Genomic DNA, 21,160 nt, shown 5'->3' on the forward strand with positions numbered 1-21,160 from the left:
ATAACACGGTAGGGGTACCGTTTTGTTATCCGGTTTGAAGCCGTATGACCACTCCCTTTTGTGGGCAACTGTCAGGTGAATACCATCTCCATACATCTTTTTCGATAAAAAACGGCACCTCTCGGCGCCGTTTTTAATATCACTTACTCAACCAGAATCACTGCAGCAGGGAGATATCCGCGACTTGCAGGAACAGGTTGCGCAGGTTGTTCAGCAGTGCCAGACGGTTGGCCTTGAGGGCCTCGTCGTCGGCCATCACCATCACCTCGTTGAAGAAGGTGTCGACCGGCTCGCGCAGGGCGGCCAGACGGGTGAGGGCGGCCTGATAGTCACCGGCAGCGAACAGCGGGGCCAGTTCGGCTTGCAGTGCTGCAACCTGGGTGGCCAGCGCCTGCTCGGCAGCATCGACCAGCAGTTCCGGTTTGACGGCAGTCGGCAGATCGCCTTCGACCTTGGCCAGAATGTTGCTCACGCGCTTGTTGGCGGCGGCCAGGGCCAGGGCTGCATCCAGGGTGCGGAAGTGGCTGACGGCCTTGACGCGGCGATCGAAGTCCAGCGGACGGGTCGGGCGGCGGGCCAGCACGGCCAGCACCACGTCGGCACCTATGCCTTCGTCCTGATAGGCGGCGCGGAAGCGGCCCAGCATAAAGTCGACCACGTCGGTGACGACTGTCTTGTTGGTGAGCTTGTCACCGTAGACGCTGACGGCCTCTTCGACCAGCTCCACCAGATCCAGATCCAGCTGCTTCTCGGTCATGATGCGCAGGGCACCGATGGCGGCGCGGCGCAGGGCGAACGGATCCTTGTCACCCTTGGGCAGCATGCCGATGCCGAAGATACCGGCCAGGGTGTCGAACTTGTCGGCCAGGGCCACGGCGCAGGAGACCAGGCCGGACGGCAGGGCATCGCCGGCGAAGCGCGGCATGTACTGCTCGTTCAGGGCCAGGGCCACCGCCTCGGCTTCGCCGTCGTGACGGGCGTAGTGCATCCCCATGACACCCTGGGTGTCGGTGAACTCGCCGACCATGTTGGTCATCAGATCGCACTTGGAGAGCAGACCGGCACGCTGGGCCTGGCCCACGTCGGCACCGACCTTGGCGGCGATAAAGCCGGCCATGGCCTCGATGCGGGCGGCCTTGGCACGCACGGTCCCCAGCTGTTGCTGGAACAGCACGGTCTCGAGGCGCGGCAGGCGGTCGGCCAGCTTCTGCTTGAGGTCGGTCTTGAAGAAGAACTCGGCGTCAGACAGACGGGGGCGCACCACCTTCTCGTTGCCGCTGATGATCTGGCTCGGGTCCTTGGACTCGATGTTGGTGACGAAGATGAACTTCGGCAGCAGCTTGCCGCTCTGGTCGTAGACCGGGAAGTACTTCTGGTCGCCCTTCATGGTGTGCACCAGGGCCTCGGCCGGCACGGCCAGGAACTTCTCTTCGAAGTTGGCGGTCAGCACCACGGGCCATTCGACCAGGGCGGTGACTTCTTCCAGCAGGGCGTCGTCCAGATCGGCCACGCCACCGAAGGCGGCCGCGGCGGCCTCGACGTCAGCCTTGATCCTGGCCTTGCGCGCCATGAAGTCGGCGATGACCTTGCCGCGCTCCTGCAGGATCTGCGGGTACTGGCTGGCGTTGTCGATGGTGATCTCGCTCTCGCCCATGAAGCGGTGACCGCGCAGGGTGCGGGCAGAGTCGATCCCCAGAATGTGGGCGGGGACCAGATCCCCATCCAGCAGCAGGGTCACGGTGAAGACAGGACGCACGAACTGGATGGTCTTGTCGCCCCAGCGCATCATCTTGGGGATGGGCAGCTTGGCCAGAGATGAAGCGACAAGCTCACCCAGCAGTTCGCGGGCCGGGCGGCCTTCGACGCGGGCATTGTGAACCAGCCACTCACCCTTGTCGGTGATCAGACGCTCGGCCTGTTCGACTGTGATGCCGTTGCCACGGGCCCAGCCTTCGGCGGCCTTGGTCGGCTTGCCGTCGGCATCGAACGCCTGGGCCACGGCCGGGCCGCGTTTCTCGACGCTCTTGCTCGGCTGTTCGCCGGCCAGTGCGCTCACCTTCAGCGCCAGACGGCGCGGGGAGGCGAACCACTCGACGTCGCCGAAGGCCAGGTCGGCCTTGGTCAGTTCGCTCTTGAGGTTGTCGGCAAAGGCTTCGGCCAGGGAGCGCAGGGCCTTGGGTGGCAGCTCGGCGGTGCCGATCTCTACCAGAAATGTATGTTGTGCCATGTCCGTTCCTTAACCTTGCTGCTCGTTATTGCCACGTTGGCACATGGGGAAGCCCAGCGCCTCGCGGGAGGCGTAATAGGCCTCGGCCACGGCCTTGGTCAGGGTGCGAATGCGCAATATGTAGCGCTGACGCTCGGTGACCGAGATGGCCTTGCGGGCATCCAGCAGGTTGAAGGAGTGCGCGGCCTTGAGGATGCGCTCATAGGCGGGCAGCGGCAGCGGCTTCTCCAATGCCAGCAGGCTCTGGGCTTCCTTCTCGTACTGCTCGAAGCAGTGGAACAGGAAGTCCACGTCGGCGTGCTCGAAGTTGTAGGTGGACTGCTCCACCTCGTTCTGGTGGAAGACGTCGCCGTAGGTGGTCTTGCCCAGGGGGCCGTCGGACCAGACCAGGTCGTAGACGCTGTCCACGCCCTGGATGTACATGGCCAGGCGCTCGAGACCATAGGTGATCTCGCCGGTGACCGGCTTGCACTCGAGGCCGCCAACCTGCTGGAAGTAGGTGAACTGGGTCACTTCCATGCCGTTCAGCCACACTTCCCAGCCCAGACCCCAGGCGCCCAGGGTCGGGTTTTCCCAGTTGTCTTCCACGAAGCGGATGTCGTGGATCTCGGGATCCATGCCCAGCTCCTTCAGGGAGCCCAGATAGAGTTCCTGGATGTTGTCGGGGGAAGGCTTGATGATCACCTGGAACTGGTAGTAGTGCTGCAGGCGGTTCGGGTTCTCACCGTAGCGGCCGTCGGTGGGACGGCGGGACGGTTGAACGTAGGCGCAGGCGATGGGCTCCGGGCCCAGGGCGCGCAGGCAGGTCATGGGGTGGGAGGTACCGGCACCCACTTCCATATCCAGCGGCTGAATGATGGTACAGCCCTGGCGGGACCAATAGTCCTGCAACTGCAGGATCAGGCCCTGAAAGGTTTTGACATCGAATTTTTGCATAGTGTTTTTCGCGCGAAATGAAATCAGAGCAAGATTTGCTGAATGTGAACCGAGGGAGTATACCGTCTGGCATGGTCGGATAATAGGCGAAATTACAGGGGATTAGTGGGGCTATGCTGCCGCTTGCCCTATGATGTCGCCGACACAAGCGGCCTGCCGATGGCCGATGAAATGACAGGGGAGAGGAAATGGAACTGCGCTGCGCCTGGGTGACCAAGGACCCGGAATACATCGAATACCATGACAAGCAGTGGGGCAGGCCGGTCCGTGACCCGCGCGAGCTGTTTGCCAAGCTCTGCCTCGACGGCCAGCAGGCGGGGCTGTCGTGGATCACCATCCTCAAGCGCACCGAGAGCTACCATCGCGCCTATGCGGACTTCGATCCGGTGCGCATCGCCCGGTTCGACGACCGGGACGTGGAGCGGCTGATGCAAGATACCGGCATCATTCGCAACCGGCTCAAGGTGCAGTCGATCATCAAAAACGCCCGCGCCTATCTGGCGCTGGAGGCCGAAGGCATCGACTTTGTCGATTATCTGTGGGGCTTCGTGGGCGGCGCCCCCATGGTCAACCAGCGTCAGGGCAACGGCGACATTCCGGCGACCTCGCCGGAGTCGGATGCCATGTCAAAAGCCCTGAAAAAACGCGGCTTTACCTTCGTCGGCAGCACCATCTGCTACGCCTTTATGCAGGCGGTGGGCATGGTGAACGATCATCTGGTGACCTGCCCCTGTCACGCCGAATGCCAGCAAGCGATGCCGGAGTGAATGGGGGAGTGAGCGAAGAAGGGAGGCCTGGGCCTCCCTTCTTCTTTGGGCCCGAATCAACAGGGTTGAAGGACCTGGCTCAGCGCCTCGCACACCTCGAGGATGTCTCTGCCGGGGCTTGCAAGGTCACCTGTGTCACCCTGGTCGGTGCCTCGGGAGGCCGGTGGTTGCCATGATGAACGAGCATGGCTGGCTGGTCCCTGCCATGCCAGAAGCCGCCACCGTGGGGAGCCCATTTTCGCTGTCGGTACAGCCGGCATACAGTCGTGGCTGCCCAGAATCGGGATATTCATCACGAGGATTTCCCTATGTCACTGAATTCATTCCGCCCCCGTACCCTCGCCAGCCTGCTGCTGGCCAGTTGCTCCCTGCTGGCGACCCTGCCCGCCCAGGCGACCGATCGCCAGGACTCCCGCGACGTGCGCCAGGAGGTGCGTCCCGAGATCCGCGACGCCAAGCAGGATTGCCGCGAGAACGACCAGAAGGACAACTACGAGTGCCGCCAGGACAAGCGTGAGGTGAAGCAGGACGTGCGCGAGAAGGCCCGCGACGTCAAGTACTGATCCCCGTGACCGCCCCGACGTCAGTCCATCCATACAGGAGCCTCGACATGAAAACCTCAACTCCTCGCTTTGGCCGTAACGCGTTGCTGTCAGCCCTGCTGGCCGGTTGCACCCTGTTGGTGGCCCTGCCGGCCCAGGCCACCGAACAAGCCCAGCAGCGCCGCGACGCGCGGGATCTGCGCCAGGAAGTCCGCCAGGAGTCCCGCGAACAGAAGCGCGACTGCCGCCAGGAAGAGTTCCTTGGCAATGCAGACTGCCGTCAGGAGCATCGCCACCACAAGCAAGATGCCCGTGAAGCGGCTCGCGATATCAAGTATTGAGGCCGGGCTCGCTACCCCCGCCGTCAACCTTTATTGGAGTTCCCATGACCATTGCCATCTCTCGCCTGGGCGCCGCCCTGCTGACCGCCTGCACCCTGCTTGCCGCCGTACCGGCCCAGGCCACCAACCAGGGCGAGCAGCGCCAGGATGCCCGTGACATCCGCCAGGACAGCCGTCAGGAGTCCCGCGATGCCAAGCAGGAGTGCCGCGAGGGGCTGGTCGGCAATGCCGACTGCCGCCAGGACCACCGCGACAGCAAGCAGGACGCCCGCGACGAGGCGCGCGACGTCAAGTACTGATGTGCCGGGCCCCACCGGGCTCGGTGTATAATTGAGAGACGCCGATCCGCTGCGTTTCATCCCTTTCAGGAGTCATCATGAAGAAATTTGTATTCATGCTGCTGGCGGCCACCGCCCTGTCGACGGTACTGCCCGTGCAAGCCACCGAGCAGGCCAGGCAGCGGCGCGAGGCCCGCGATGTGCGTCAGGACACCCGTCAGGAATCCCGAGACGCCAAGCAGGAGTGCCGCGAGGGGCTGGTCGGCAACGCCGACTGCCGCCAGGAGCACCGCGAGAACAAGCAGGAAGGGCGAGACCAGGCCCGCGACATCAAATATTGATGCCCGACCTGCAGGGTGCAGGTTCCGCCATCTTTGCGCCACAAGGAGACCCGGTTTCCTTGTGGCGCTTTGTCGATCCTCAGCGTCACACTCTGGCGCCTCTCTGGGTTAGAATGCGCGGCCATCGGCTAGCGTCGTTCTTTTTCGGAGATTTTTCATGCATTTCAAGAAACTGGTTCCTGCCCTTGCCCTGACCGTCGCCATCACTGGCTGCACCACCAACCCCTATACCGGTGAATCCCAGACCTCCAAGGGGGCCTGGGGCGCACTGGCCGGTGCGGCGACCGGCGCCGCCGTGGGGGCACTCTCCTCCAGCAAGGGGGATCGCAAGAAGGGCATCCTGACCGGCGTGGCGGCCGGTGCGGCTCTGGGTGGCGGTATCGGTTACTACATGGACGTGCAGGAGGCCAAGCTGCGCGAGAAGCTGCAAGGTACCGGGGTCAGCGTGACCCGCAACGGTGACGAGCTGATCCTGAACATGCCGAACAACGTCACCTTCGACAGCTCCAGCGCCCAGCTGAAGGCGGCCGGTGCCAACACCCTGTCCGGCGTGGCCATGGTGGTGGCCGAGTTCGACAAGACCCGGCTGAACGTGGTCGGTCACACCGACAGCACCGGCTCCCGCGAGCTGAACATGAAGCTCTCCCGCGATCGCGCCGATGCCGTCGCCGCCCAGCTGATCGGTCAGGGCGTGGCGGGCAGCCGCATCGCCATCAGCGGTGTGGGCCCGGATCAGCCGGTGGCCACCAACAGCACCGCCGAGGGCAAGGCCCAGAACCGCCGGGTGACCATCACCCTGACCCCGACCGCCTAAGCGGCCCGGTTCGCGCCAAATAAAGAGGCCCCGCCAGTCATGGCGGGGCCTCTTGCTATCTCAAGCCAGGGAAATCTTAGACGGCGGCGGTCAGCTGCACTTCCACCTTGTAGCCTTCGTGGGCGAGGCGGGCCTGTACGCAAGCTCTAACCGGGGCTGTACCCGCAGGGATCCAGGCGTCCCACTGGGCGTTGAAGGCTCCGATATCGGCGATGTCTTTGAGATAGATGTTGGCCATCAGTATCTTGTCGACGCCGGAGCCGTTGGCTTCCAACAGACGCTGCAGGCTTTCCAGCACCTCACGGGTCTGCTGGTGAATGTCGGCGGTCTCGGTGGCGGGCACTTCCACCACATAGAGGGTGCCGTTGTGGATGACAACATCAGACCAGCGGGCCGTGGTGCCGATTCGGGTAATCGTCATGGATTGCTCCGGTACTGGGCTTATTGACCCTTGCGGATCAGATAGCGATAAGGGGCCTGCTCTGTCTCGCTGGCGACCAGGGTGTGGTCCATGAAGCGGCAGAAGCTGGGAATGTCGCGGGTGGTGGAGGGATCGTCGGCGCTGACCAGCAGGGTCTCTCCCTCGGCCATCAGCCGCACTTTCTTGCGAACCATCATCACGGGTTCCGGGCAACGAAGCCCGATTGCGTCCAACTCATGAGTTGCGTCGCAGAATAAAGCACTCATCAATAATCAACCTTCAACCAATTCAGCCAGCAATGATACTCACGGCGAAAAAATAATCAAACCACGGTGCGGTTATGCAGCATATGCTACCAAAATGTGAACCGGCTCTACCCAGGCTCCGCTCGATGAGTAATATAAAAATTGAACCATATTCAACAAGGAGGTGTGAATATGCAGGTCTCCTACGGCAGATTGCAAGCCTACGCGGGCATGGGGTTCTTGTCGTTCGCCATGATAGTGCTGGGCAGCCCGATCGGTAATACCGGTACCTGGTTCGGCTCCATGGTGATGATAGGGCTGGGGCTCTGGATCGAGCTCAGCGACTATTACGACGAGGATGAGGACGAGAACGATCCCTCCTGAGAGCCAGGCTCTCGGCATTCAAAGGCGGACAGGTTCCGCCTTTGTCATTTCTGCTCCGCGCCGGATCGGGTCGAGCGCATGGCGCGCTCCAGCTGCAGCGCCGTCTGCTCCGGGTTGGCCCTGGCATCGTTGAAGAAACTGCTCAGCACATCCATGATCCCCTGACGCATGTTGGTCGGCACCGCCATCCCCTCCGCCATGCTGGGCAGCAGGTTGTCCTGCTGCTCGGCGTGGAGGAAATCCTGATAGGAGCGGATGGCGCAGCGGTCAAACTTGCTCATGTCCGGCTTGATGAGCGCCGGAATGGACCCCTTCACCCGGTTGAACTCCTCCTGGAATCTCGGCGTCATCAGCAGCCTGGCCAGCTCGCCCTGGGCCTGCAGCTGGGCGGGGTCCCGCTGCTTGAACATGGCGATGGAGTCGAGGTTGTAGCTGAACAGCCCGGCACTGCCGGGGCTCGGCAGGCACTCGATATCCTCACCGGGCCGGTAGTTGCCGGCGCTCAGCTCCCCCTTGACCCAGTCTCCCATCACCTGCATGGCGGCACCGCCGCTCTCCAGCAGGTTGGTGGCCTGGTGCCACTTCAGGCCGGCGTATTTCTCCGGCACATAGGCGCGCAGCTGCTGGAAGCGGGTCAGTACCCGCACCATGTCGGGGCCGGTCAGGGTGGCGCTGTCCTGCTCGAGGAAGGCCTTGCGGTAGAAGGTCTTGCCCCCTTCGCCGAGGGCTACCGTCTCGAACAGCACCGCGAGCTGCCAGGGTTCGTTGCCGATGGCGAGCGGGGTGATGCCTTTCTCCTTGAACTGTTCCGCCACCGCCACGAACTGGGCCCAGTCGGTGGGGGGCCTGAGCCCCAGCCGCTCGAACGCCTTGCGGTTGAGCCACAGCCAGTTGACCCTGTGGATGCCGGTGGGCACCGCCATCAGGGCGCCGTTCTGGCTCAGGGTCTCCCGCACCATGGGCGGCAGTTGCGGGTACCAGCCGAGGTGCTCGGCCATGGGGGTGAGATCGCGCAGGAAGCCCAGACTGCCCCACTCGTGCAGCTCGTACCCCTTGAGGTGGGCCGCCTCCGGCGGGTTGGCCGCCAGGGCCCGGCTCTTGAGCACTGTCATGGCGCTCTTGCCGCCCCCGCCCTGCACGGCGAAGTCGTTCCACTGGTTGCCCTGCTCGGCCCATTCCGACTTGAGCACTTCCACCGCCTTGGCCTCGCCGCCGGAGGTCCACCAGTGCAGTACCTCCACCTGGGAGGCGCGAACGGGCAGGGAGAGCAGGGCGATGACAGAAAACGACAACCACTTCATACATTACTGCCTTGGTAGGGAGAGGGTGGCCTGCAGGCCGCCCTGGGGGCGATTTTCCAGCACCAGATCGCCGCCGTGGGCGTGGGCGATGTTGCGGGCGATGCCAAGGCCCAGCCCGGTCCCGGAGGGGTCGTTGCTGAGGCGATAGTAGGGCTCGAAGATGCGTTCGAACTGATCTTCCGGCAGGCCGGGGCCCTCGTCCATGATGAAGAGGATCAGCATCTCGGCGTCATCCATGATGATGACGCGCACCCTCTGGCCGTACTTGATGCCGTTGTCCACCAGGTTGCCGATGCAGCGCTTGAGAGCCAGCAGCTTGCCGCGGTAGGGCCACTTGCAGTGCCCCTCGATGGTGAGCAGATCCTCGTGCAGGTTCATGGACTCCGCCATCTGCTCCAGCAGGGCGTTGATGTCGATCTGCTCGAGGTTCTCGTGGATGTCGGTCTCCTTCACCGTCTGCAGCGCCCCTTTCACCATCAGCTCCAGCTCGTCGAGATCCTTGTTGAACTTGGCGATCTGCACCTCGTCGTCGAGCAGCTCGACTCGCAGCCGCAGCCGGGTGATGGGGGTCTTGAGATCGTGGGAGATGGAGCTGAACAGCCGCTCCCTGTCGTCGATGAAGCGGCGGATGCGTTGCTGCATGATGTTGAAGGCGCGGGTCGCAGCCACGATCTCGGAGGCTCCCTCCTCTTTGAGCGACGGCTGGTCGATGTCCTTGCCGAGGTTGACCGCCGCCTTGGCCAGCCGGCGCAGGGGGCGGGTCTGCCAGCGCACCAGCATGAAGGTGAAGAAGCAGAGGAAGACCGTCATCAGGGCGATGAAGCGCACCTGATTGCTCGGCATCACTGTGTCATCCAGCGTCATATAGGGGGCGGGCAGCAGGGCCGCCAGGTAGAGCCACTCCCCCGGCTCTATCTCGATCTGGGTCACCAGCACCGGCGGATTGATGGGCTCCAGCGACAGGGTGTAGCGGGCCCAGGAGGAGGGGAGGTCCGCCAGCAGGGTGTCGTTGTTGAAGACGTGCAGCTCCTCGGGACGGGAGAAGTCCACCTTGATGGCCATGGCGTCGGAGAGCTTGCGGGTCAGCACCTCCTGCACCTCCTTCAGCACCAGCGTCTTGCGCTCGCTGTCGGGGATGGCGCTGATGTGGATCTCCTCCTCGTTCAGGGACACGAAGAAGCGGCTGCCCCCCATGTTGCGCAGCTGATCCAGCGCGATGTGGCGGTACTGCAGGGGCAGGGACTTGAAGAAGTTGACGGTGGAGGCGGCCGACAGCGCCAGGTTGCGGGTGGTGCTGAGCATGCCCTCCAGCTCCCGCTTCTGGATCTGCTGCATCCAGATGCCGGTGAGTATGGTCTGGGAGAGCAGGATGGCGAGCAGCAACAGCAGCAGCATCCGCGACAGCAGGGAGCGGGGCACCAGGGCCCGCCAGAACCATCTCGTTCTCACGGATTTTCGCGCCTCTTGTCGATCAGCATGGGGTGGTTACCTCTGCAGCCTTGCCGTTGACCCGTCATGGGCCTCTCTTTTGCCGTTCAAGGCCACTCGTGCCTCTCGCCGTACAGCCTGCCTGTTACGGGATCTCGTGGACTTCGGCGATCAGCATATAGCCGCTGCCGCGTATGGTCTTGATGATGCGCGGGCTCTTGCCGTTGTCACCCAGCTTCTGGCGCAACCGGCTGATCTGCACGTCGATGCCGCGCTCCATGGGCAGGCTCTCGCGACCGCGGGTGGCGTCCGAGATGGTATCCCTGTCCAGCACCACGCCGGGCTGTTGCAGGAACATGCCGAGCAGCATGGCGTCGCTGCCGGAGAGGTCCAGCAGGCTGCCGTCGTCGTGGGTCAGCTGGTGGCTCAGGGTATCCAGGGTCCACTCGGCGAAGCGCAGCCGGCGGCTCGGCTCCTTCTCCTTCTCCGGCTGGCGGAATTCGGCGCGGCGCAGCAGCGCCTTGATGCGGGCCTGCAGCTCGCGCGGGCTGAACGGCTTGGCGATGTAGTCGTCGGCGCCAAGCTCCAGGCCGATCACCCGGTCCGCCTCGTCGGAGGCGGCGGTCAGCATGATGATGGGTACCTGGGAGTCGCGACGGATCTGCTGGCAGAGGGTAAAGCCGTCGTCGCCGGGCATCATGATGTCCAGAATGATGAGGTCCGGGCTGTGCTGGGCGAGTTGCTGGCGCATCTCGTTGCCCTCTGCCGCGGTCAATACCTGAAAGCCCGCCCGGGTCAGGTATTCGTTGAGCAGCTCGCGGATCTCCTGATCGTCGTCGACGATAAGCAGTTGTTTGCTCGTTGACATATGTATGTGCATCCACCCATTTTTTTGTGCAGATTGAACCTGTCGGGGGAGCAAAAAGCAAGCAAGGCCCCCCTCTAATGTGAAGTTATGGGCAATATAGCCCCCGGATTGACCCCGATCGCGGGAAAAGAATAAAAAAGGCCGACCCAAACGGGCCGGCCAACACGCAGATTCCGACGACAGGAGTGCACCCCGTGTGGCGCACTCCACAGACTCGATAACGGGGTCGCAAAGGCGGCCCCAACACCTGTGATGGGGCCCGCTGCGCCGGGATGCAGGGGCGGGCCCGTGTCTGTTGTTTCCCCCTGACCGGCGAGCCGGCCAGGGCGTTACTTACACTCGTTCGAAGACGGTGGCGATGCCCTGGCCCAGACCGATACACATGGTCGCGACGCCGAGGGTGGCATCCTTCTCCTCCATCAGGTTGATCAGGGTGGTGGAGATACGGGCGCCGGAGCAGCCGAGGGGGTGACCCAGCGCAATGGCGCCACCGTTCAGGTTCACCTTCTCGTCCACCAGATCCTGCAGACCGAGATCCTTCACGCAGGGCAGGGACTGGGCGGCAAACGCCTCGTTCAGCTCGAACAGGTCGATGTCGCCGACGGTCAGACCGGCCCGTTTGAGCGCCTTCTGGGTCGCCGGCACCGGGCCGTAACCCATGATGGCGGCGTCGCAGCCGGCGATGGCCATGGCGCGTACCTTGGCGCGCGGCGTGAGGCCGAGGGCCTTGGCTCTGTCCGCACTCATCACCAGCATGGCGGCGGCACCATCGGACAGCGCCGAGGAGCTGCCGGCGGTGACGGTACCGTTGACCGGGTCAAACACCGGGCGCAGCTGGCTTAAGCCATCGACCGTGGTCTCCGGGCGGATCACCTCGTCGTAGTCGTAGAAGAAGCGGGCGCCGCTGGCGTCATGGCCTTCCAGTCCGACGATCTCCCTGGCGAAGCGCCCTTCCACGGTGGCGGCGTGAGCGCGGCGGTGGGAGCGGGCGGCAAACTCGTCCTGCTGCTGGCGGCTGATGCCGTGCAGCTTGCCGAGCATCTCGGCGGTCAGCCCCATCATGCCGGAGGCTTTCGCCACCGACTTGGCCATGCCGGGGTGGAAGTCGACGCCGTGGCTCATGGGCACGTGGCCCATGTGCTCGACGCCGCCGATGATGAAGATATCCCCATCACCTACCTGGATGGCGCGGGAGGCGTCGTGCAGCGCCTGCATGCTGGAGCCGCACAGGCGGTTGACGGTGACTGCCCCCACCTGCTTCGGAATACCGGCCAGCAGGGCGGCGTTGCGGGCGATGTTGAAGCCCTGCTCCAGGGTCTGCTGCACGCAGCCCCAGTAGATATCCTCGATCTCGTTCGGGTCGAGGTTGGGGTTGCGCAGCAGGATGGATGTCATCAGGTGCGCGGACAAGTCTTCTGCACGCACGTTGCGGAAGGCGCCGCCCTTGGACCGGCCCATCGGGGTCCGGATACAGTCGACAATGACTACGTCTTTCATGAATGGATCTCCTTTCCGCAATCAGTAGAAGGTTTTGCCCTGGGCGGCCATCTCGCGCAAGCGGTCGCTGACGCGGTAGAGCGGGCCCAGGTCGGCATACTGGTCGGCCATGGCCACGTAGCGATCCAGACCGATAGTGTCCAGATAGCGGAACACGCCGCCGCGGAAGGGAGGGAAGCCCAGACCGTAGACCAGTGCGATGTCGGCTTCGGCTGGCGTGGCGACAATGCCCTCTTCCAGACAGAGCACCACCTCGTTGATCATCGGGATCATCATGCGAGCGATGATGGCGTCCTTGTCGAAATCCTGTTTCGGCTTGGCGATGGGGGCCAGCAGCTCGTAAGCAGCGGCATCGGCCACCTTCTTCGGCTTGCCCTTCTTGTCCTGCTCGTAGGCGTAGAAGCCCTTGCCGTTCTTCTGACCGAAGCGGTTCACTTCGTACATCACGTCGATGGCGGTACGACCATCCTTGCTCATGCGCGCCGGGAAGCCCTGCGCCATCACGTCACCGGCGTGGTGGCCGGTGTCGATGCCGACCACGTCCAGCAGGTAGGCGGGGCCCATGGGCCAGCCGAACTCCTTCTCCATCACCTTGTCGACGGCGGCGAAGTCGGCACCATCGGCGACCAGCTTGTTGAAGCCGAAGAAGTAGGGGAACAGCACCCGGTTGACGAAGAAGCCCGGACAGTCGTTGACCACGACCGGGGACTTGCCCATGGCGGCGGCATAGGCCACCACGCGGTTGATGGTTTCATCGGAGGTCTGCTCGCCGCGGATGATCTCCACCAGTGGCATGCGGTGCACCGGGTTGAAGAAGTGCATGCCGCAGAAGTTCTGCGGACGCTTCAGCCCCTTGGCCAGCAGGGAGATGGGAATGGTGGAGGTGTTGCTGGCGAGCACGGCGTCTTCGCCGATCACGCCTTCCACTTCGCCCAGTACGGCGGCTTTCACCTTGGGATTCTCGACCACGGCTTCGACCACCACATCCACATGCTTGACGCTGTCATAGCTGAGGGTCGGGGTGATGGCGGAGAGCACCTGGCCCATCTTGATGCCGTCGATGCGGCCTTTTTCGAGCTGACCGTTGAGCAGCTTGGTGGCCTCATTCATGCCAAGTGCCAGCGCCTTCTCGTTGATGTCCTTCATCACCGCCGGGATGCCCTTGCTGGCGGACTGGTAGGCGATGCCGCCCCCCATGATGCCGGCACCCAGCACGGCGGCGTGGCCAGTGGTCTTGCTTGCCTGCTTGGCAGCCTTCTTGGCCAGCGCCTTGATGTGCTGATCGTTCAGGAAGATACCGACCAGCGCCTTGGCCACGTCGGTCTTGGCCAGCTTGATGAAGGTCGCGGCTTCGGCGGCCAGTGCGTCGTCACGACCCATGCCGGCGGCAGCTTCCACCGTCTTCACGGCGGCCATGGGGGCCGGATAGTGTTTGCCCGCCACGGCGGCAACCATGCCGGCGGCGGTGGTGAAGCTCATCATGGCTTCCAGCTTGGAGAGGCGCAGCGGGGCCTTCTTGGCGGCGCGGCGGCCCTGCCAGTCCAGCTTGCCCGCGATGGCGTCTTTCATCATCTGCAGCGCAGCGCTCTGCAGCGCCTCTGGCGCGACCACGGCGTCGATGGCACCCACCTTGAGGGCGTCATCGGCACGGACATCCTTGCCGGTGGTGATCCACTCCAGCGCGTTGTCGGCACCGATCACCCGTGGCAGGCGGACGGTGCCGCCAAAGCCCGGCATGATGCCGAGCTTGGTCTCGGGCAGGCCGATCTTGGCGCTGGTGTCGGCCAGGCGGAAGTCGGTGGAGAGTATGGTCTCGCAGCCGCCGCCCAGGGCGTGGCCCTTGATGGCGGAGAGGGTGGGTACCGGCAGATCTTCGATGGCGCTGAAGATGTCGTTGGCCTTTTTCAGCCAGCCGAGCAGATCTTCCTGCGGCAGATCGAACAGTTCCAGGAATTCGGTGATGTCGGCGCCGACGATAAAGGCGTCTTTGCCGGAGGTGAGGATCAGACCTTTTAGTTCACGTTCTTGTTTTAATGCGGCGATCGCTTCGCTCAGGGAGAGCAGGGTAGCGCGATCCAGCTTGTTGACTGAACCCGGGGCATCGAACCTCAGTTCGGCAATGCCGTCTTCGAGGTAGCTGACCGTCAGGGTTTCGCCTTGGTAGATCATGAGAGTGTCTCCTTGTTCCCACTCTGTGGGGAATGGTGCTCCTTTATCCCCAGCAGGGGGCGAGGCTCACTATTGATCCAAAAGGAGACATTTTCAACACCTATTTAAAACATTTGTTTAACAGTTGTCGAGTAAAAGCTCTCCATCACGGAATGGACAAGAGAGAGGCGCCTTGCGGCGCCTCCGATGGATATGAGTTTTTTATCAACTGGCCAGTTCGGGACGATCGCGATACTGGTTCAGCACCTCGGGATCGGCGAGGGCATGGGTGTTGTTGACGGGTCTGTTGTGCACCACTTCCCGCACCGCCAGCTCCACAATCTTGCCGGACTTGGTACGGGGGATGGCATCCACCTGCAGGATGCGGGCAGGCACGTGACGGGCGGTGCAGTGCTGGCGCACCTGCTGGCGGATGCGCTCGCGCAGCGCTTCGTCCAGCATGAGACCTGGCTTGAGCTTGACGAACAGCACTACCCGCTCGTCCTGCTGCCACTGCTGGCCGATGACGATGCTCTCCTCCACTTCGTCCAGCTGCTCCACGTAGCGGTAGATCTCGCTGGTGCCGATGCGCACGCCGCCCGGGTTGAGGGTGGCGTCGGAGCGGCCGTAGAACAGGACGCCGCCGGTCGGGGTCAGCTCGATCCAGTCGCCGTGGCACCAGACGTTGTCGAACCGCTCGAAGTAGGCGGCGTGGTACTTGTCGCCGCTCTCGTCCCCCCAGAAGCCGATGGGCTGTGCCGGGAAGGGTTTGGTACAGACCAGCTCGCCCTTCTCCCCCTGTACCGGCTGGCCCGCTTCGTTGAACACCTGTACCGCGAGGCCGAGGCCGCGCCCCTGGCTCTCGCCGCGGTAGACGGGGCTGAGCGGGTTGCCGATGACGAAGCAGGAGCAGATGTCGGTGCCACCGGAGATGGAACTGAGCTGCACGTCTTGCTTGATCTGCTGATAGACGTAGTCGAACCCCTCCGGCGACAGCACTGAGCCGGTGCTGCAGATCAGTCGCAGTTGTGGCAGCTGGTGGGTCTTGATGGGGGCATAGCCCTGCTTGTGCAGGGCGTCGAGGTACTTGGCAGAGGTGCCGAACAGGGCGACCTCTTCGTCGCGGGCGAGATCCCAGAGCACGTTGCCGTCCGGGTAGAAGGGAGAGCCGTCGTAGAGCACTAGAGTCGCGCCGGAGGCGAGGGCGCTGACCAGCCAGTTCCACATCATCCAGCCACAGGTGGTGAAGTAGAAGATCCGCTCCCCCGGCTTGATGTCGCAGTGCAGCTGGTGCTCTTTCAGATGTTGCAGCAGGGTGCCGCCTATGCCGTGCACTATGCACTTGGGCTTGCCGGTGGTGCCGGACGAATAGAGGATGTAGAGCGGATCGTTGAAGGCCATGGGCTCGAAGGCGAGCTGGGCGCTGGGCTGACTGGCCAGCACCTGCTGCCAGTCGTGACCCAGTTGCAGGGCGTTGCCCAGCAGGGGGATCATCACCGTCTGCTCTATGCTGTCTATCTGGCTCACCACGCCGGCCACCTTCTCCTGAATGTCGATGGCCTTGCCACCGTAGCGGTAGCCGTCCACCGCAAACAGCACTCGCGGCCGGGTCTGGCCGAAGCGCTCCACCACGCTGGCTTCGCCGAAGTCGGGGCTGGTGGAGGTCCAGATTGCGCCCAGGCTGGTGGTTGCCAGCATGGCCACCACGGTTTCCGGGATATTGGGCAGATAGGCGGCGATCACGTCGCCCCGACCTATGCCCTGGCCGCGCAGCCACTGGGCCAGGCGGGCCACCTGATCCGCCAGCTCGCGCCAGCTCAGGGCGCGGCTTGGGCTCCCTTCGATGCGGGAGATGATGGCCGGGCTCTCGTCCTGGCGGCGCAGCAGGTTTTCGGCGAAGTTGAGCCGGCTGTCCGGGAACCAGCGGGCACGCTGCATCTCCTGGCGGTTCTCCGCCACTATGTTGCCGAGCTCCCCCTTGACGCCGCAGTGCTGCCACACCAGCGGCCAGAAGCGGGTGGTCTTCTCCACCGACCATTGATAGAGATCGGGGTAGCTGCGCAGTTGCAGGCCGTGGAAGTGATTGACCTCGGCCATGAACCTATGGAGGTTGGAGTGCTGCATCCTGTCCTGATCCGGTGTCCACAGACAAAGGTTTTGCATGAGTCGTTCCTGACGGCTGATATCTACTGTCTGTGGGCAGTGTATTGAATTGTTCTTTGTTTGTTAATTGTCTGTTTTCGTTTAATAACAAAAACCCTGTAACCTATGCGTTACCTCACGAAGCGAAAGCCTGGCGGCTCGAGCCTTGATTCGCTTGATGTTATGCTGAAGTCACATTCGCCCGGAGCAGGACGCCATGAGCAGTTACAGCCAACTTTTTGCCCAGCATCTCGACACCCTTCAGCGGCGCACCCGCGACATACTGCAGCAGCAGGGGCTGAGCGGACTGGCCATCCATGCCGGCCAGACCCACCGCATCTTCCTCGACGATCAGGATTACCCCTTCAAGGTGAACCCCCAGTTCAAGGCCTGGTTGCCGGTGCTGGACAATCCCCACTGCTGGTTGCTGGTGGACGGGGTGAGCAAGCCGGTGCTGCTGTTCTACCGGCCGGTGGATTTCTGGCACAAGGTGGCGGATCTGCCCACTGCCTTCTGGGTCGACTTCTTCGACATCCGTTTCCTGACCCGGCCTGAGCAGGTGGCGGATCACCTGCCGGCCAACAAGCAGGAGTGGGCCTATCTGGGGGGCCACCTGGAGGTTGCCGAGCTGCTGGGGCTGGGGCAACCCAATCCGGAGGCGGTGCTCAACTATCTGCATTATCACCGTGCCTACAAGACGCCCTATGAGCTGGAGTGCCTGCGCGATGCGAACCGCATCGGGGTGCGCGGCCACATCGCGGCCAAGGACTCCTTCATGGCGGGGGCGAGCGAGTTCGAGATCAACCTGGCCTACATGAAGGCGGTCGGGCAGGGGGCCAATGATGCGCCCTACGGCAATATCGTCGCCATCAACCGCAATGCGGCCATCCTGCACTACACCCACCTCTCCACCCAGCGGGTGCCGGATGCGGAGCGCCACTCCTTCCTGATCGATGCCGGGGTGGACGTGCATGGTTATGCCTCCGACATTACCCGCACCTGGGCCTGGCGCCGGGGCGAGTTCGCCGATCTGATCGCGGCGCTGGACGCCCAGCAGCAGGAGATTATCAAGGAGATCAAGCCGGGTCGTCGTTACAGCGAGCTGCACCTGCAGATGCATCACAGGCTGGCGCGCCTGCTGCAAGCCACCGAACTGGTGGACATGTCGGTGGACGAGATGATCCACACCGGGGTCACCAATGCGTTCTTCCCCCACGGCCTGGGCCACTTCCTTGGCCTGCAGGTACACGACGCCGGCGGCTTCATGCAGGACGAGCGCGGTACCCATCTGCCCGCTCCCGAGCAGTTCCCCTATCTGCGTTGCACCCGGGTGATGGAGGTGGGTCAGGTATTCACCATAGAGCCGGGCCTCTACTTCATCGACAGCCTGCTGGAGCCGCTGCGCCAGGGTGAACAGGGCAAGCGGGTCAACTGGAACAGGGTCGAGGCCCTGCGCCCCTATGGGGGCATCCGCATCGAGGACAACGTGGTCCTGCATGCCAACGGGGTGGAGAACCTGACCCGACAAGCAGGGCTCTGATGGCGGCAGACTACCCCATACCGGCCGCCCCGCTGGAAGTGAGCGAAGAGATCAAGAAGAGTCGGTTCATCACCTGTATTGCCCACACACCGACCGTTGCCGCCGCCAAGGCCTTGATCGACGAGATCAAACGGCAACATCCCGGGGCCCGGCATCACTGCTGGGCCTTTGTCGCGGGGTCACCACAGGACAGCCAGGTCTACGGCTTCAGCGATGACGGCGAGCCGTCGGGGACGGCAGGGAAACCCATGCTGGCCCAGCTGATGGGGGCGGGTCTCGGCGAGGTTGCCGCCGTGGTGGTGCGTTATTACGGCGGCGTGCTGCTCGGCACCGGCGGCCTGGTGAAGGCCTATGGCGGTGGCGTGGGGGCCGCTCTCAAGCGGCTCGAGACCCGGATCAAGCGTCAGCAGACCCCCTCCCTCATCCAGTGCGACTATACCGACATGGGCGCGGTGGAGGCGCTGATCTCCGCCCATCAGGGTCAATTGTTGGCGGCCGACTACGGTGCCAGCGTCACTCTTCAGGTGGCGTGGGAATCCTCCGCTTGGGCCCAGGTTGCGCGAGAACTGACCGACCGAACTCAGGGTCGGGTATCCCTTCGTCCTCTAGATGGCTAGAATCCATCGCTCTTTTAGTCTGAAGAGGGAGCCGGAATGCAGATTCTGAGCATCATCCGTATTGTGGGTCTGCTGGTCGCGCTGTTCAGCTCGACCATGTTGCTGCCTGCGATGGTGGCTTTTGGGTACCGAGATGGCGGGGGGGCCGAGTTCGTCAACTCCTTCTTCATCGCCCTGCTGCTCGGCACCGCGCTCTGGTTCCCCAACCGCCATCAGAAGAAAGATCTCAGGTCCAAGGAAGGCTTCCTCATCGTCGTGCTGTTCTGGGTGGTGCTGGGCAGCGTGGGGGCCGTCCCCTTCATCCTCAGCGACGTGCCGAGCATGTCGGTCTCCGAGGCCTTTTTCGAGTCGTTCTCCGGCCTGACCACCACGGGGGCGACCGTGCTGACCGGGCTGGACGAGCTGCCCAAGGCATTTCTGTTCTACCGCCAGTTGCTGCAGTGGCTGGGGGGCATGGGGATCATAGTGCTGGCGGTCGCCGTGCTGCCGCTGCTCGGGATCGGGGGCATGCAGCTCTATCGCGCCGAGATCCCGGGGCCGGTCAAGGACAACAAGGTGACCCCGCGCATCGCCGAGACGGCCAAGGCGCTCTGGTTCATCTATCTGCTGCTCACCTCCCTCTGCGCCCTGGCTTACTGGATGGCGGGCATGACGCTGTTCGACGCCATCTGCCACTCCTTCTCCACCCTGTCGGTGGGAGGCTTCTCGACCCATGATGCCAGCATCGGCTTCTTCAACAGCCCGGCCATCAATTTGATCACCGTGCTGTTCCTGCTGCTGGCCAGCGTCAACTTCGCCCTGCACTTCATGGTGTTCGCCCACAAGCCGGTGCGCCTGAGCAGCTATCTGCGGGACTCCGAGCTCAAGGTATTCCTGAGCATCCAGTGCGTGCTGGTGCTGATCTGCTTCGTCTCCCTGCTGTTTCACGGCCACTACGCCTCCTGGCAGGAGGCGCTCAACCACGGACTGTTCCAGGCGGTGTCGCTGGGCACCACCACAGGCTACAGCACCACCAGCTATGCGGAGTGGCCCTCCTTCCTGCCCATGCTGCTGATGTTTTCCGCCTTCATCGGCTGTTGCGCCGGCAGTACCGGGGGCGGCATCAAGGTGATGCGCTTCATGATCCTGTTCCTGCAGGGGATGCGAGAGCTGAAGCGGCTGGTGCACCCGCGCGCCATCTATACCCTGAAACTGGGGCGTCGCGCCGTGCCTGAGCGGATTGTCGAAGCCGTGTGGGGCTACTTTGCGACCTACATCATCCTGTTCTTCATGTTCATGCTGTTGCTGTTGATGACGGGGCTGAACGAGGTGACCGCCTTCTCCGCCGTGGCGGCCGCATTCACCAACGTGGGGCCGGGACTAGGGGAGGTGTCGGCCAACTTCGGCAAGATCTCGGCCACGGCCCAGTGGATACTGATCGTGGCCATGCTGTTTGGACGATTGGAAATCTTCACGCTTCTGGTACTGTTTACTCCTGCATTCTGGCGTAGTTGAGGTAGGTATGAACAAGATTTTGGTGCTTTATTCTTCCCGTGACGGTCAGACGCGGAAAATCGTGGATGTCATGTTGGAGGAGATGCCAGGGTGCGAGGTGGTGATGCACGATTTGCATACCCTGCCCATGTGCAATCTCAGCAAATATGGCAAGGTGCTGATCGGCGCTTCCATCCGTTATGGCAACTTCCATCCCAGCTTGTTCAGCTTTATCCATGCCCATGCGGAGCAGCTGGAAGTAGCCAACGCCGCCTTCTTCTGCGTGAACCTGACGGCTCGCAAGCCCGAGAAGCAGACACCGCAGACCAACGCCTACATGAAGAAGTTTTTGCGCCTCTCCCCCTGGAAGCCGAAGACACTGGGGGTGTTCGCCGGTGCGCTGCAGTACTCCCGCTACAACTGGTGGCAGACTCGCATCATTCAGCTGATCATGAAGATCACCGGTGGCAGCACGGATACCAGCAAGGACATCGAGTTCACCGACTGGGAAAGAGTACGCAGCTTCGCCAGGGAGTTCTGGTCAAAAAGATAGCGGCAATAGGTCTAGAGTGGCTTGGGCCCTGCGGATGCGGGGCGTTTTGTTTGATAAATAGACGTTTGAGTCATCAAATAGTAAAAACTGTCATTTTCTGCCATTTTTCCCTTGTCAGATCAAATCCGCTCCCTATAATGCGCCTCCATCGACACGGCAAGCGGCAACGCAAACAAGCCGGTCGATGACCTCAAAAAGCCTTTGCAAATAAGGCTTGACTCGAGAAGGCGGTTGAGTAGAATGCCACTCCCGCAGCAGCCAAAAGCTGCGTCGCTCTTTAACAATTTGAATCAAGCA

General features: G+C 62.9%; 21 protein-coding genes. 11 read left to right on the forward strand and 10 right to left on the reverse strand.

Annotated features, from left to right (window positions below):
- Positions 1 to 157: 157 nt before the first annotated feature.
- Positions 158 to 2,227: a glycine--tRNA ligase subunit beta gene (glyS, locus tag AB5Y72_RS00265; protein ID WP_325783742.1), complete on the reverse strand. Its 2,070-nt coding sequence runs from the start codon at positions 2,225 to 2,227 to the stop codon at positions 158 to 160.
- 9 nt (positions 2,228 to 2,236) lie between these two features.
- Positions 2,237 to 3,163 carry a glycine--tRNA ligase subunit alpha gene (gene glyQ, locus AB5Y72_RS00270; protein ID WP_209794952.1) on the reverse strand — a complete coding sequence of 309 codons (927 nt, stop codon included), beginning with the start codon at positions 3,161 to 3,163 and terminating at the stop codon, positions 2,237 to 2,239.
- Positions 3,164 to 3,351: 188 nt separating this feature from the next.
- Between glyQ and AB5Y72_RS00275 the strand changes: the two genes are divergently transcribed.
- The 6 genes from AB5Y72_RS00275 (at position 3,352) to AB5Y72_RS00300 (ending at position 6,246) form a co-directional block, all read left to right on the forward strand.
- The gene (locus tag AB5Y72_RS00275) at positions 3,352 to 3,930 is read left to right on the forward strand and encodes a DNA-3-methyladenine glycosylase I (RefSeq protein ID WP_042074039.1); all 579 of its coding nucleotides are present in this window, start codon (positions 3,352 to 3,354) and stop codon (positions 3,928 to 3,930) included.
- Between the two features lie 308 nt (positions 3,931 to 4,238).
- On the forward strand, positions 4,239 to 4,493 hold the full coding sequence (locus AB5Y72_RS00280) for a hypothetical protein (protein WP_042074040.1): 255 nt from the start codon (positions 4,239 to 4,241) through the stop codon (positions 4,491 to 4,493).
- 47 nt (positions 4,494 to 4,540) lie between these two features.
- Positions 4,541 to 4,813: a hypothetical protein gene (locus tag AB5Y72_RS00285; protein WP_143238230.1), complete on the forward strand. Its 273-nt coding sequence runs from the start codon at positions 4,541 to 4,543 to the stop codon at positions 4,811 to 4,813.
- A 44-nt stretch (positions 4,814 to 4,857) separates the two neighbouring features.
- Positions 4,858 to 5,112 (forward strand): hypothetical protein, encoded by a 255-nt coding sequence (locus AB5Y72_RS00290; RefSeq protein WP_042074042.1) that lies wholly within the window; start codon positions 4,858 to 4,860, stop codon positions 5,110 to 5,112.
- A gap of 77 nt (positions 5,113 to 5,189) precedes the next feature.
- Positions 5,190 to 5,432 carry a hypothetical protein gene (locus AB5Y72_RS00295; protein ID WP_042074043.1) on the forward strand — a complete coding sequence of 81 codons (243 nt, stop codon included), beginning with the start codon at positions 5,190 to 5,192 and terminating at the stop codon, positions 5,430 to 5,432.
- Between the two features lie 157 nt (positions 5,433 to 5,589).
- Complete coding sequence (locus AB5Y72_RS00300; RefSeq protein ID WP_042074045.1) at positions 5,590 to 6,246, forward strand: OmpA family lipoprotein; 657 nt, start codon at positions 5,590 to 5,592, stop codon at positions 6,244 to 6,246.
- A 76-nt stretch (positions 6,247 to 6,322) separates the two neighbouring features.
- Here AB5Y72_RS00300 and AB5Y72_RS00305 read toward each other — a convergent pair whose 3' ends face one another.
- The gene (locus AB5Y72_RS00305; RefSeq protein ID WP_209794950.1) at positions 6,323 to 6,667 is read right to left on the reverse strand and encodes a RidA family protein; all 345 of its coding nucleotides are present in this window, start codon (positions 6,665 to 6,667) and stop codon (positions 6,323 to 6,325) included.
- A gap of 20 nt (positions 6,668 to 6,687) precedes the next feature.
- On the reverse strand, positions 6,688 to 6,933 hold the full coding sequence (tusA, locus tag AB5Y72_RS00310) for a sulfurtransferase TusA (protein ID WP_042074048.1): 246 nt from the start codon (positions 6,931 to 6,933) through the stop codon (positions 6,688 to 6,690).
- 171 nt (positions 6,934 to 7,104) lie between these two features.
- Here tusA and AB5Y72_RS00315 point away from each other — a divergent pair, with 171 nt between their 5' ends.
- Complete coding sequence (locus AB5Y72_RS00315; RefSeq protein WP_010672410.1) at positions 7,105 to 7,296, forward strand: hypothetical protein; 192 nt, start codon at positions 7,105 to 7,107, stop codon at positions 7,294 to 7,296.
- Positions 7,297 to 7,340: 44 nt separating this feature from the next.
- Here AB5Y72_RS00315 and AB5Y72_RS00320 read toward each other — a convergent pair whose 3' ends face one another.
- The 6 genes from AB5Y72_RS00320 to AB5Y72_RS00345 all read right to left on the reverse strand — a co-directional run bounded on the left by AB5Y72_RS00320 (position 7,341) and on the right by AB5Y72_RS00345 (position 16,701).
- Entirely contained in the window at positions 7,341 to 8,597 is a 1,257-nt protein-coding gene (locus tag AB5Y72_RS00320; RefSeq protein ID WP_209794948.1) for an ABC transporter substrate-binding protein, read from the reverse strand.
- Between the two features lie 3 nt (positions 8,598 to 8,600).
- Positions 8,601 to 10,046, reverse strand: coding sequence for an ATP-binding protein (locus AB5Y72_RS00325; RefSeq protein WP_219143163.1), 1,446 nt, complete (start codon positions 10,044 to 10,046; stop codon positions 8,601 to 8,603).
- A 124-nt stretch (positions 10,047 to 10,170) separates the two neighbouring features.
- The gene (locus AB5Y72_RS00330) at positions 10,171 to 10,893 is read right to left on the reverse strand and encodes a response regulator (RefSeq protein WP_042074053.1); all 723 of its coding nucleotides are present in this window, start codon (positions 10,891 to 10,893) and stop codon (positions 10,171 to 10,173) included.
- A gap of 333 nt (positions 10,894 to 11,226) precedes the next feature.
- Positions 11,227 to 12,411, reverse strand: a complete 1,185-nt coding sequence (gene fadA / locus AB5Y72_RS00335; protein ID WP_209794947.1) for an acetyl-CoA C-acyltransferase FadA — start codon at positions 12,409 to 12,411, stop codon at positions 11,227 to 11,229.
- Complete coding sequence (gene fadB, locus AB5Y72_RS00340; RefSeq protein WP_325783743.1) at positions 12,412 to 14,559, reverse strand: fatty acid oxidation complex subunit alpha FadB; 2,148 nt, start codon at positions 14,557 to 14,559, stop codon at positions 12,412 to 12,414.
- Positions 14,560 to 14,763: 204 nt separating this feature from the next.
- Positions 14,764 to 16,701 carry an acetoacetate--CoA ligase gene (locus AB5Y72_RS00345; RefSeq protein WP_216991324.1) on the reverse strand — a complete coding sequence of 646 codons (1,938 nt, stop codon included), beginning with the start codon at positions 16,699 to 16,701 and terminating at the stop codon, positions 14,764 to 14,766.
- Positions 16,702 to 16,897: 196 nt separating this feature from the next.
- Between AB5Y72_RS00345 and pepQ the strand changes: the two genes are divergently transcribed.
- The 4 genes from pepQ to hemG are packed head-to-tail and all read left to right on the forward strand — an operon-like array spanning position 16,898 to position 20,863.
- Positions 16,898 to 18,220 carry a Xaa-Pro dipeptidase gene (gene pepQ / locus AB5Y72_RS00350; RefSeq protein ID WP_219143159.1) on the forward strand — a complete coding sequence of 441 codons (1,323 nt, stop codon included), beginning with the start codon at positions 16,898 to 16,900 and terminating at the stop codon, positions 18,218 to 18,220.
- Positions 18,220 to 18,837: a YigZ family protein gene (locus tag AB5Y72_RS00355; protein WP_325783744.1), complete on the forward strand. Its 618-nt coding sequence runs from the start codon at positions 18,220 to 18,222 to the stop codon at positions 18,835 to 18,837. The genes pepQ and AB5Y72_RS00355 overlap by 1 nt, the downstream gene beginning before the upstream one ends.
- 36 nt (positions 18,838 to 18,873) lie before the next feature.
- Positions 18,874 to 20,331, forward strand: a complete 1,458-nt coding sequence (locus AB5Y72_RS00360) for a TrkH family potassium uptake protein (RefSeq protein WP_209794942.1) — start codon at positions 18,874 to 18,876, stop codon at positions 20,329 to 20,331.
- Between the two features lie 7 nt (positions 20,332 to 20,338).
- Positions 20,339 to 20,863, forward strand: coding sequence for a menaquinone-dependent protoporphyrinogen IX dehydrogenase (hemG, locus tag AB5Y72_RS00365; protein ID WP_042074068.1), 525 nt, complete (start codon positions 20,339 to 20,341; stop codon positions 20,861 to 20,863).
- The last annotated feature ends 297 nt before the right edge of the window (positions 20,864 to 21,160 follow it).

The organism is Aeromonas sp. R7-4 (assembly GCF_040908055.1).
Taxonomy (GTDB): domain Bacteria; phylum Pseudomonadota; class Gammaproteobacteria; order Enterobacterales; family Aeromonadaceae; genus Aeromonas; species Aeromonas sanarellii.

Excerpts from the sequence above, each read along its gene's own strand:
- glyS (WP_325783742.1), bottom strand. The coding sequence starts at position 2,227 with ATGGCACAACATACATTTCTGGTAGAGATCGGCACCGCCGAGCTGCCA.
- glyQ (WP_209794952.1), bottom strand. The coding sequence starts at position 3,163 with ATGCAAAAATTCGATGTCAAAACCTTTCAGGGCCTGATCCTGCAGTTG.
- AB5Y72_RS00275 (WP_042074039.1), top strand. The coding sequence starts at position 3,352 with ATGGAACTGCGCTGCGCCTGGGTGACCAAGGACCCGGAATACATCGAA.
- AB5Y72_RS00280 (WP_042074040.1), top strand. The coding sequence starts at position 4,239 with ATGTCACTGAATTCATTCCGCCCCCGTACCCTCGCCAGCCTGCTGCTG.
- AB5Y72_RS00285 (WP_143238230.1), top strand. The coding sequence starts at position 4,541 with ATGAAAACCTCAACTCCTCGCTTTGGCCGTAACGCGTTGCTGTCAGCC.
- AB5Y72_RS00290 (WP_042074042.1), top strand. The coding sequence starts at position 4,858 with ATGACCATTGCCATCTCTCGCCTGGGCGCCGCCCTGCTGACCGCCTGC.
- AB5Y72_RS00295 (WP_042074043.1), top strand. The coding sequence starts at position 5,190 with ATGAAGAAATTTGTATTCATGCTGCTGGCGGCCACCGCCCTGTCGACG.
- AB5Y72_RS00300 (WP_042074045.1), top strand. The coding sequence starts at position 5,590 with ATGCATTTCAAGAAACTGGTTCCTGCCCTTGCCCTGACCGTCGCCATC.
- AB5Y72_RS00305 (WP_209794950.1), bottom strand. The coding sequence starts at position 6,667 with ATGACGATTACCCGAATCGGCACCACGGCCCGCTGGTCTGATGTTGTC.
- tusA (WP_042074048.1), bottom strand. The coding sequence starts at position 6,933 with ATGAGTGCTTTATTCTGCGACGCAACTCATGAGTTGGACGCAATCGGG.
- AB5Y72_RS00315 (WP_010672410.1), top strand. The coding sequence starts at position 7,105 with ATGCAGGTCTCCTACGGCAGATTGCAAGCCTACGCGGGCATGGGGTTC.
- AB5Y72_RS00320 (WP_209794948.1), bottom strand. The coding sequence starts at position 8,597 with ATGAAGTGGTTGTCGTTTTCTGTCATCGCCCTGCTCTCCCTGCCCGTT.
- AB5Y72_RS00330 (WP_042074053.1), bottom strand. The coding sequence starts at position 10,893 with ATGTCAACGAGCAAACAACTGCTTATCGTCGACGACGATCAGGAGATC.
- fadB (WP_325783743.1), bottom strand. The coding sequence starts at position 14,559 with ATGATCTACCAAGGCGAAACCCTGACGGTCAGCTACCTCGAAGACGGC.
- AB5Y72_RS00345 (WP_216991324.1), bottom strand. The coding sequence starts at position 16,701 with ATGCAAAACCTTTGTCTGTGGACACCGGATCAGGACAGGATGCAGCAC.
- pepQ (WP_219143159.1), top strand. The coding sequence starts at position 16,898 with ATGAGCAGTTACAGCCAACTTTTTGCCCAGCATCTCGACACCCTTCAG.
- AB5Y72_RS00355 (WP_325783744.1), top strand. The coding sequence starts at position 18,220 with ATGGCGGCAGACTACCCCATACCGGCCGCCCCGCTGGAAGTGAGCGAA.
- AB5Y72_RS00360 (WP_209794942.1), top strand. The coding sequence starts at position 18,874 with ATGCAGATTCTGAGCATCATCCGTATTGTGGGTCTGCTGGTCGCGCTG.
- hemG (WP_042074068.1), top strand. The coding sequence starts at position 20,339 with ATGAACAAGATTTTGGTGCTTTATTCTTCCCGTGACGGTCAGACGCGG.